Genomic DNA, 9,505 nt, shown 5'->3' with positions numbered 1-9,505 from the left:
AGGCCAGCGCCCCGGCCCCGTCGCCCGGCTTCTCGTCGAGCTCGTCGATCTCGGCCGTCAGATACGGGCCCGAGGCGTCGACCGAGCGCAGTTCGAAGCGAGTGGTGCCGGTGGCGAGCACTTCGAAGGTGCCGTCCTTCTGCTCCCGGATGGTGGCCGCGTCCGCGACACACCCCACCGCGTGGAAGGACTTCATCGGCTCAGGCCCGAACCCGGCCGCGGCGCCGCGCTCGGGGTCGGCGGTGGGGTCCGGGAGGCCGATTGCCGTCGGCGCGACCTCGCGGCCGTCCCGGATGGCGATGACACCGAAGCGGCGCGGTGCGTCTTCGGGCATTGCCAACAGTTCGCGCATCATGGCGCGATACCGCTGCTCGAAGACGTTCAGGGGCATGACGAGCCCCGGGAACAGCACCGTGTTCAGTGGGAAGAGCGGTAGGCGCGCGGAGGTCACGGGCGTTAAGCCTAATGGCCCCGCGCGCCCCGATCACTGGCGGCGCAGCAGCCGGGAGGCTCCGGCGGCGACTGTGGTGGCCAGGATCCAGCCGAGCATGACCATCACGATGGCCGCCCATTGGACCGCGCCGTCAGGTTTCCAGTAGCCGTCCTGGCCCAGGTCGATCACCGGGAGCAGCAGGTCGAGGGTGTACAGCGAGGCGTTCCAGTTCGGCGACTCGCCCGGCTTGATGGGGTCCGGCCGGTTGTGGGCGAAGAACACCGAGCCGATCGCCCAGAGCACCGCCATCCACACCGCAGCCCGGCCGGGGCGGTAGCCGTAGGCCACGGTCCAGTCCTGGAGATATCCCCAGAGTTTTCCGGCCGGCGGCAGCGTCTCGCGGCGCCGCCGCTCCTTGGCGAGCAGCACCTCGCGCGCCTCCGCGTCCTCGCCGCTGGTGCGCATCGCCGTGGCGAGCATCTCGTACGGCCCCCGGGAGAACTCCGGGGTCGCGGCCGCCACCCACTCCAGCCGCCGGGAGAGCGGGAAGTGGCCGACCGGGATCAGACACTCGTAGGAGAAGCCCGCCATGGTCAGCCCGCCGGGGCCCGGCCAGCTGACCGATTTGTCGACCAGGTTGACCACCCGCGCACCGGAGAGGATCACCCGTCCGCGCTGCGGCCGCTCCCCGACGAACCGCAGCTCGGGTGTCTGGATGCGGCGCAGCGAGAGCTCCTGGTCGTTCTCCATGACGAAGCGGGCCTGGTCGAAGTCGACCGCGTCATTGAACCGCCCGTCGTCCAGGCGGATCCCGCCCTCGCATTCGAAGCGCTGGATACGCGTCCCGCGCGTCGGCGTGTTGCTGGTGCCGTACGGCGGGGTGGAACCGCTGCCGTAGCTGCTCACCCCGGCGGCGGTGAGGTAGAGGCTGCGCTCGACGGTCAGCTGCGGGGCGTTCAGCGCCCGGCGCCCGTACGGATTGTGCAGCTGGGCGCCGCGCAGGCTGAGCGACACGCCGATCTGCGCACCGCGCATGCTCAGCTCGCCGTGTGACTCGATCATCTCGGCCTGGAGGTCCTGGCCGACGGTCAGTCCGTCGGCGCTGATCGACTGGCCGCGCCGGTCCCGGCGCACCACTAACTGGTTGAGCAGCAGATCCGTGCCTATATGGGCGTCGGTGAGCCGGATGCCGTGCTCCACGACACAGCGCGGCAGATGCAGATCGCCCTCGGTGCGCACCCGGGCCGCCTCCAGCCGGGGCAGGGCGCAGCCCACCAGCCGGAGGGTGGTGAAGTGGGCTTCGGGGAGCAGCACCTCCTGCTCGAAGCGGCAGTTCTTCATCTCCACATACGGCTCGACGGTGCCGCCGGCCAGGTCGAGCGTGCCCGTGATGTGCACCCCGTTGAGCTTGAGCGCGGCGACCCGGCCCGGCTGCGGGGGAGGGCCGTCGAGCAGCAGCAGGGCCACGACCCGGGCGCGCACACTGCGCTCGGGGCCCCAGGCGTAGGGGCCGGAGGGGTCGTTGCGCTGGGGGTGGGAGGTGCGCAGATCGTGGGTGCTGCCGTTGCGGAACGCCTGCCACATGCCCCACTCCGCGGTGGTCAGGTCGAGCCCGGGGGGTGGATCGCCGTCGCGTGGCTCGGTCACAGCCGTGTCCCCTCCTGTTCTCCGTACCCCCGTACGGATCCCCATGCCCGTTGAGTAACCGCTTGAACGCTTGCGGTCAGGGTCAACTTCCAAGGTCAACTTAGGGGGTACGTATCACTCACTGATACGGGGGGCAGGCCGCCGGTGCGGGTCTGAGACAATTGATCGCGTGATCTCCCGTATCGATCTGCGCGGTGCCGCCTTCCCGGAGGGCGGGATCGACCGCGACCTGTTGCCCCGTGCCGAGCTCGACGTCGAGGCCGCCCTTGAGAAGGTGCGGCCGATCTGCGACGACGTGCGCCATCGCGGCACCGCGGCGCTGATCGACTACGCGCAGCGGTTCGACGGAGTGACCATCGAGCGGGTGCGGGTGCCCCAGGAGGCCCTGACGCGCGCCCTTGAGGAGCTGGACCCGGCCGTGCGGGCCGCCCTGGAGGAGTCCATCCGGCGCGCCCGGCTGGTCCACCGCGAGCAGCGCCGCGCCGACCACACCACGCAGGTCGTGCCGGGCGGCACGGTCACCGAGCGCTGGGTGCCGGTCGAGCGGGTGGGGCTCTATGTGCCGGGCGGCCGGTCCGTCTATCCGTCCTCCGTTGTGATGAATGTGGTGCCCGCACAGGAGGCCGGGGTCGGCTCGATGGCCGTCGCCTCGCCGCCCCAGCGTGACTTCGACGGGCTGCCGCACCCCACCATCCTGGCGGCGTGTGCGCTGCTGGGCGTGGACGAGGTGTACGCGGCGGGCGGCGCCCAGGCCATCGCCATGTTCGCGTACGGCACCGAGGAGTGCCGCCCGGTCTCCCTGGTCACCGGGCCCGGGAACATCTGGGTGGCCGCGGCCAAGCGGCTGCTCAAGGGGCGCATCGGCATCGACGCCGAGGCCGGCCCGACCGAGATCGCGATCCTCGCCGACGCCACCGCCGACCCGGTGCATGTCGCCGCCGACCTGATCAGCCAGGCCGAGCACGACCCGCTGGCCGCCTCGGTGCTCGTCACCGACTCCGAGGAGCTGGCCGCGGCGGTCGAGAAGGAGCTGGAGGCGCAGGTCGCCGCGACCAGGCACGTCGAGGACCGGATCCGCCCGGCGCTGACCGGGCGGCAGTCCGGCATCGTGCTGGTCGACGGCATCGACCAGGGCCTCGCGGTCGTGGACGCGTACGCCGCCGAGCACCTGGAGATCCAGACCAGGGACGCGGCGGCGGTCGCGGCCCGGGTGCGGAACGCCGGGGCGGTCTTCGTCGGTCCGTACGCGCCCGTCAGCCTCGGCGACTACGCGGCCGGGTCCAACCACGTGCTGCCCACGGGCGGCTGCGCCTGTCACTCCTCGGGGCTGTCGGTGCAGTCCTTCCTGCGCGGCATCCATGTCGTGGACTACACGCGGGAGGCGCTGGCGGAGGTCGCCGGCCATGTGGTGACGCTCGCCGAGGCGGAGGATCTGCCCGCCCACGGCGCCGCGGTGAAGGCAAGGTTCGACTGGAAGGTGCCAGGGGACAAGTGACCCGGATCGACGATCTCCCCATCAGGGACGAGCTGCGCGGCAAGTCCCCGTACGGCGCCCCCCAGCTGGACGTACCCGTACGGCTGAACACCAACGAGAACCCGTACGAGCTGCCCGAGACGCTGGTGGCCCGGATCTCCGAGCGGGTCGCCGAGGCGGCCCGCCACCTCAACCGCTACCCGGACCGGGACGCGATCGAGCTGCGCACGGAGCTCGCGAAGTATCTGACCCGCACCGCCGGCCACGAGGTCGGCGTGGCCAATGTGTGGGCCGCCAACGGTTCGAACGAGGTGCTTCAGCAGCTGCTGCAGACCTTCGGCGGGCCCGGACGCACCGCCATCGGCTTCGAACCCTCGTACTCGATGCATGCGCTGATCTCCCGCGGCACCGGCACCGGCTGGATCTCCGGCCCGCGGAACGCGGACTACACCATCGATGTCGACGCGGCCTGCGCGGCCATCACCGAGCACCGCCCCGACGTCGTCTTCATCACCTCGCCGAACAACCCGACCGGCACCGCCGTCGAGGCCGAGACCGTTCTGGCCCTCCACGACGCGGCCCAGAGGGCGCGGGCGAAGGCGGCCGGGGCGCTGGTGGTGATCGACGAGGCGTACGGGGAGTTCAGCCACCGCCCCTCGCTGCTTCCGCTGATCGAGGGACGGCCGCGGCTGGTCCTTTCCCGGACGATGTCCAAGGCGTTCGGCGCGGCCGGGCTGCGGCTCGGCTACCTCGCCGCCGACCCGGCGGTGGTGGACGCCGTCCAGCTGGTCCGTCTGCCCTACCACCTGTCCACCGTCACCCAGGCCACCGCGCTGGCCGCCCTCGAGCACACCGATACCCTGCTCGGGTACGTCGAGGCGCTCAAGGCCGAGCGCGACCGGCTGGTGCGCGAGCTGCGCGCACTCGGCTGCGAGGTGACCGAGTCGGACGCCAACTTCGTACAGTTCGGCCGCTTCGAGGACGCCCAGGCGGCGTGGCAGGCCCTGCTGGAGCGGGGGGTCCTGGTCCGTGACCTGGGCGTACCGGGCATGCTGCGGGTCACCGCGGGCACCCCGGCCGAGAACGACGCGTTCCTCGACGCGGTCCGCGAACTGATGAAGGAGACAAGCGCATGACCCGCGTGGGCCGTGTGGAGCGCACCACCAAGGAAACCTCGGTCGTCGTCGAGATCGACCTCGACGGCGTCGGGAAGGTAGACGTGTCGACGGGTGTCGGCTTCTACGACCACATGCTCGACCAGCTCGGCCGCCACGGCCTCTTCGACCTCACCGTCAAGACCGAGGGCGACCTGCACATCGACACCCACCACACCATCGAGGACACCGCTCTCGCGCTCGGCGCCGCCTTCAAGCAGGCGCTCGGCGACAAGGTGGGGATCTACCGCTTCGGCAACTGCACGGTGCCGCTGGACGAGTCGCTGGCCCAGGTGACCGTCGACCTCTCGGGCCGCCCGTATCTGGTGCACAGCGAGCCGGAGAACATGGCACCGATGATTGGCACCTACGACACGACGATGACCCGGCACATCCTGGAGTCCTTCGTCGCACAGGCGCAGATCGCCCTGCATGTCCACGTCCCGTACGGGCGCAACGCCCACCACATCGTCGAATGCCAGTTCAAGGCGCTGGCGCGGGCGCTGCGCTATGCGAGCGAGCGCGATCCGCGGGCCGCCGGAATTCTTCCCTCCACGAAGGGCGCCCTGTGAGCGGTCTCTCTACTGCCTTTATCGTTCTCGGTCTGTTTCTGCTCGGCGGGGTCTACTCCTTCGTCAAGCAGGGCCTGCCCAAGAGCGTCATCGTGCTGCTCGGCATCGGCGCGGCGATGTCACTCATGGCCGGAATCCTTCGGCTGGAGGTGTGGAATTGACCGCGGGCGCCAAGAAGGCCGCCAAGAAGGTCGTCGTCTTCGACTACGGCTTCGGCAATGTACGGTCCGCCGAGCGGGCCCTCGCCCACGTCGGCGCGGACGTCGAGATCACCCGTGACTACGACCGCGCCACCGCCGCCGACGGCCTCCTGGTCCCCGGCGTAGGCGCCTTCGCCGCCTGTATGAAGGGGCTGCGCGAGGCCCGCGGCGACTGGCTCGTGGGGCGCCGGCTGGCCGGCGGGCGGCCGGTGATGGGCATCTGCGTCGGTATGCAGATCCTCTTCGGGCGCGGTATCGAGCACGGCGTCGAGGCCGAGGGCCTGGACGAATGGCCGGGCACCGTCGAGCAGCTCAACGCCCCCGTCGTCCCCCACATGGGGTGGAACACGGTCAAGGCGCCCGAGGACTCCCAGCTCTTCGCGGGCCTGGACGAGGACGCCCGCTACTACTTCGTGCACTCCTACGCGGTCCGCACCTGGGAGCTCGAAGTGACCAACCCGAACATCCGCGCCCCCAAGGTCACCTGGGCCACGCACGGCGAGCCGTTCGTCGCCGCGGTCGAGAACGGGCCGCTGTGGGCGACCCAGTTCCATCCCGAGAAGTCCGGCGACGCCGGAGCGCAGCTGCTGCGCAACTGGCTCGACACGCTCTGACCGGCGGCCCGACCCGCCCTGGCCTTCCCGTACCAGCCCGCACCTCACCGTAAGGTCTCCCATGAGCACGCACCGCCTCGAACTCCTCCCCGCCGTCGACGTCCGCGACGGCCAGGCCGTCCGCCTCGTCCACGGCGAGTCCGGCTCCGAGACGTCCTACGGCGACCCGCTGGAGGCCGCCCTCACCTGGCAGCGGGCGGGCGCCGAGTGGCTGCACCTGGTGGACCTCGACGCGGCCTTCGGCACCGGCGACAACCGCGAGCGGATCGCCGAGGTCGTGCGCACCATGGACATCAAGGTCGAGCTCTCCGGAGGCATCCGCGACGACGCCTCGCTCGCCGCCGCCCTCGCCACCGGCTGCACCCGCGTCAACCTCGGCACCGCCGCGCTGGAGTCCCCGGAGTGGGTCGCCAAGGTCATCGCCGAGTTCGGGGACCGGATCGCGGTCGGCCTCGACGTCCGCGGCACCACCCTGCGCGGCCGCGGCTGGACCCGCGACGGCGGCGATCTGTACGAGACGCTGGCCCGCCTGGACTCCGAGGGCTGCGCCCGCTACGTCGTCACCGACATCGCCAAGGACGGCACCCTCCAGGGCCCCAACGTGGAGCTGCTGAAGAACGTCTGCGCGGCCACCGACAAGCCGGTCGTCGCCTCCGGCGGCGTTTCCTCCCTTGACGATCTGCGCGTCCTTGCGACCCTGGTACCGGAGGGTGTGGAGGGCGCCATCGTCGGCAAGGCCCTCTACGCCAAGGCGTTCACCCTGGAAGAGGCGTTGGAGGCGGTATCCGTATGACCTCACCCGAGAGCGTGCGGCGGGTCCAGGCGGACAGCCCCTGGGAAGAGACCATCGGCTTCGCCAGGGCCGTCGCGGCCGGCGACCGGGTCCTGGTCGCCGGGACGATGCCGCTGGTGGGCGGAGTCCTGCAGGGCGAGGGCGATCCGTACGAACAGACGCTGGCGGCCTTCCGTAACGCGCTGGACGCGCTGCGGAAGTTCGACCTCGGCGTCGAATCGGTCATCCGTACCCGTATGTACCTCACCCACGCGCGCGATGTGGACGAGGTGGGCCGCGCACACAAGGAGCTCTTCGACGCCGTACGCCCCGCCGCGACCCTCGTCGTGGTGTCCGGCTTCGTCGACTCGCGCGTCCTGGTGGAAGTCGAAGTAGAAGCATTCCGAGGAGCCCTAGCGTCATGACCCTGGCGGTCCGAGTCATCCCCTGCCTGGACGTGGACAACGGCCGGGTCGTCAAGGGAGTCAACTTCCAGAACCTGCGGGACGCCGGCGACCCCGTCGAGATGGCCAAGATCTACGGCGAGGAGGGCGCCGACGAGCTGACCTTCCTCGACATCACGGCCTCCTCGGGCAACCGCGAGACCACGTACGACGTGGTGCGCCGCACCGCCGAGCAGGTCTTCATCCCGCTCACCGTGGGCGGCGGCGTGCGCACCGCGGAGGACGTCGACAAGCTGCTGCGGGCCGGCGCCGACAAGGTCGGCGTCAACACTGCCGCCATCGCCCGCCCCGAGCTGATCAGGGAGATCGCCGAGCGCTTCGGCAGCCAGGTCCTGGTGCTGTCCGTCGACGCCCGCCGCTGCGGTGAGGGCACGGTCACCCCGTCCGGCTACGAGGTCACCACCCACGGCGGCCGCCGCGGCACCGGCATCGACGCCGTCGAATGGGCCCACCGCGCCGCCGAGCTGGGCGCGGGGGAGATCCTGCTGAACTCGATGGACGCCGACGGCACCAAGGACGGCTACGACACCGCCATGGTCGAGGCGGTGCGCAAGCATGTCACAGTCCCCGTCATCGCCAGCGGCGGCGCCGGGAAGCTCGCCGACTTCTCCCCGGCGATCGCCGCGGGTGCGGACGCGGTGCTCGCGGCCTCCGTCTTCCACTTCGGCGATCTGCGCATCGGCCAGGTCAAGGAGGCGTTGCGGGAGGCGGGGCACCCGGTGCGGCTGTAGCACCCGGCGCGGCTGTGGGCCTACAGGCCTGGGCCGCGGCCGGGCGAGGACCGGGCCGGGTGTCCGGTCCTCGCTCCGTTACGGCCCGCCTCAGCGCCCTCAGGGCCCTCAGCGCACTTCAGAGCCCTCAGCGCCCGATGTCGAAGGCGCGCAGGACGAGCTTGCCCTGGGGGTCGTCGAGCGGACTGCCGATCACATAGAGCGTGTCATCCCAGGCGCCGGCGCTCATCGCGTCCATGAGCTGCAGCGAATGCTTCGGCGTGTACAGCACGCCCCGGGACTCCTCCGCGCCGTCCCGCAGCCCGAGGGAGACGAGCGTCGGATCCTGCGCCGGCATCTTGGGGGCCCTGAGCGCGATCACCTTGCCGTCCTCCATGCCTACCTGCCTCGTCTGCCGCTTGGACCACAGCACCTTGCCGGTCTTGAGGTCGGTGGCCGCCATGCCCGAGGTGGTGTCGTAGTAGGACAGCAGCACCGAGCTGTCCCGGTCGGTAGTGGTGGCGCCGAACTGGAGGTCCTTGAGCGCGCCCGTGAGGGGGAAGGCCTTGTCGGGCTTTCCGTCCTTCGTGTAGGTCTGCAGCGTGCGCTTGGGGTCGTCGTTGCCCTCCTGCTCGGCCAGGACCAGGGTCAGCGGATCGTCCCCCAGCACCTGCTCCACGTCCCGCTTCTCGTTCGGGAACTTCCAGACGTCCCCGTACCGCAGATCATGGATGCTCAGCTGGTTCTCGGGTTTGGCGTCGCTGCAACTGCTGGAGGCGGCCAGGTAGCCCGACGACCAGTCGATGTCGTTCCCGCAGTCGCGGCCGCGTGAGTACAGCGTCCACACCTTGGTGCCCTTGTGGGAGATGGAGTACGCCGCCACTCCGCCGATACCGGTGACCACCGTGTCCTCGCTGACCTCGACGTGCGGCGCGACCGTCTTGTAGCCGCTCGACAGGTTCTTCGACCACAGCGTCTTTCCGGTCTCCGTGTCGAAGACGACGAGGAACGCACAGTCGTTGCCGCCCGCGTCGTAGACGGCGGCGCCCACGCCATCGGAGTTCGGCTGCGGAGCGATGGCGCAGACCTCGCTCGCCCCCTTGGGCGTCTTCACCGTCCACAGCTTCTTGCCGGTCTCCGGGTCGAAGGCGCGTACGCCGTTGTCGTCGGCGTAGACGGGGCCGCGGTCGGTCGTCCACAGCGCGGGCAGCCCGCTGAGGTTGCCCCGGACGTGCGACTTGGGCAGTTCCGCTTGCCACTTCTGGTGCAGCGCATGGGCCGGGGGCGATGACTGGTTCGCCGCGGGGCCGCCGGAGCTGTCGGAGCCGGAGCTGCTGTGCTTGGACAGCGCGACCGCCATGCCGCCCGCCAGCAACAGCACGACCATGGCGATGACGGTCGCAACCTTGCCCCCGCCGCGACGCACGGGCGCGGGCGCGGGCGCGGGCGGGGGCAAGGTTGCGAC

11 protein-coding genes are annotated in these 9,505 nt (G+C 70.8%); 8 read left to right on the top strand and 3 right to left on the bottom strand.

Translation table 11 applies throughout. The features are described 5' to 3' along the window. Positions 1 to 451, bottom strand: a 451-nt coding sequence (locus tag CCN51_RS42960; RefSeq protein ID WP_170061365.1) for an LON peptidase substrate-binding domain-containing protein, incomplete at its 3' end; no start/stop codon positions are given. A 33-nt stretch (positions 452 to 484) separates the two neighbouring features. Then, positions 485 to 2,080 (bottom strand): hypothetical protein, encoded by a 1,596-nt coding sequence (locus CCN51_RS42955; protein WP_014180476.1) that lies wholly within the window; start codon positions 2,078 to 2,080, stop codon positions 485 to 487. Positions 2,081 to 2,249: 169 nt separating this feature from the next. Between CCN51_RS42955 and hisD the strand changes: the two genes are divergently transcribed. The 8 genes from hisD (at position 2,250) to hisF (ending at position 8,061) form a co-directional block, all read left to right on the top strand. Further along, positions 2,250 to 3,575, top strand: a complete 1,326-nt coding sequence (gene hisD, locus CCN51_RS42950) for a histidinol dehydrogenase (protein WP_014180477.1) — start codon at positions 2,250 to 2,252, stop codon at positions 3,573 to 3,575. Next, the gene (locus CCN51_RS42945; RefSeq protein ID WP_014180478.1) at positions 3,572 to 4,690 is read left to right on the top strand and encodes a histidinol-phosphate transaminase; all 1,119 of its coding nucleotides are present in this window, start codon (positions 3,572 to 3,574) and stop codon (positions 4,688 to 4,690) included. The genes hisD and CCN51_RS42945 overlap by 4 nt, the downstream gene beginning before the upstream one ends. Next, entirely contained in the window at positions 4,687 to 5,280 is a 594-nt protein-coding gene (hisB, locus tag CCN51_RS42940) for an imidazoleglycerol-phosphate dehydratase HisB (protein WP_014180479.1), read from the top strand. Before CCN51_RS42945 ends, hisB begins: the two co-directional genes overlap by 4 nt. Then, positions 5,277 to 5,441 (top strand): hypothetical protein, encoded by a 165-nt coding sequence (locus CCN51_RS56155; RefSeq protein ID WP_014180480.1) that lies wholly within the window; start codon positions 5,277 to 5,279, stop codon positions 5,439 to 5,441. The genes hisB and CCN51_RS56155 overlap by 4 nt, the downstream gene beginning before the upstream one ends. Beyond that, a complete protein-coding gene (gene hisH, locus CCN51_RS42935; RefSeq protein ID WP_014180481.1) occupies positions 5,438 to 6,094 on the top strand; it encodes an imidazole glycerol phosphate synthase subunit HisH in 657 nt (218 codons plus the stop codon). Before CCN51_RS56155 ends, hisH begins: the two co-directional genes overlap by 4 nt. A 61-nt stretch (positions 6,095 to 6,155) precedes the next feature. Next, positions 6,156 to 6,887 carry a bifunctional 1-(5-phosphoribosyl)-5-((5-phosphoribosylamino)methylideneamino)imidazole-4-carboxamide isomerase/phosphoribosylanthranilate isomerase PriA gene (gene priA, locus CCN51_RS42930; protein ID WP_014180482.1) on the top strand — a complete coding sequence of 244 codons (732 nt, stop codon included), beginning with the start codon at positions 6,156 to 6,158 and terminating at the stop codon, positions 6,885 to 6,887. Beyond that, positions 6,884 to 7,291, top strand: a complete 408-nt coding sequence (locus CCN51_RS42925) for a RidA family protein (RefSeq protein WP_014180483.1) — start codon at positions 6,884 to 6,886, stop codon at positions 7,289 to 7,291. Before priA ends, CCN51_RS42925 begins: the two co-directional genes overlap by 4 nt. Beyond that, the gene (gene hisF, locus CCN51_RS42920) at positions 7,288 to 8,061 is read left to right on the top strand and encodes an imidazole glycerol phosphate synthase subunit HisF (protein WP_014180484.1); all 774 of its coding nucleotides are present in this window, start codon (positions 7,288 to 7,290) and stop codon (positions 8,059 to 8,061) included. The genes CCN51_RS42925 and hisF overlap by 4 nt, the downstream gene beginning before the upstream one ends. A gap of 127 nt (positions 8,062 to 8,188) precedes the next feature. Here the strand turns inward: hisF and CCN51_RS42915 are convergent. Then, the coding region (locus tag CCN51_RS42915) for an outer membrane protein assembly factor BamB family protein (RefSeq protein WP_211303304.1) at positions 8,189 to 9,505 on the bottom strand (1,317 nt) is incomplete at its 5' end.

Source organism: Streptomyces milbemycinicus (assembly GCF_002154605.1).
GTDB lineage: Bacteria > Actinomycetota > Actinomycetes > Streptomycetales > Streptomycetaceae > Streptomyces > Streptomyces milbemycinicus.
Note: the sequence above shows the minus strand (reverse complement) of the source record. Positions and strands in the feature narration are given on the sequence as shown.

What these genes read in the sequence shown, in the direction of transcription:
- hisB (WP_014180479.1), top strand. Translation starts at nt 4,687, where the DNA reads ATGACCCGCGTGGGCCGTGTGGAGCGCACCACCAAGGAAACCTCGGTC.
- priA (WP_014180482.1), top strand. Translation starts at nt 6,156, where the DNA reads ATGAGCACGCACCGCCTCGAACTCCTCCCCGCCGTCGACGTCCGCGAC.
- CCN51_RS42925 (WP_014180483.1), top strand. Translation starts at nt 6,884, where the DNA reads ATGACCTCACCCGAGAGCGTGCGGCGGGTCCAGGCGGACAGCCCCTGG.
- hisF (WP_014180484.1), top strand. Translation starts at nt 7,288, where the DNA reads ATGACCCTGGCGGTCCGAGTCATCCCCTGCCTGGACGTGGACAACGGC.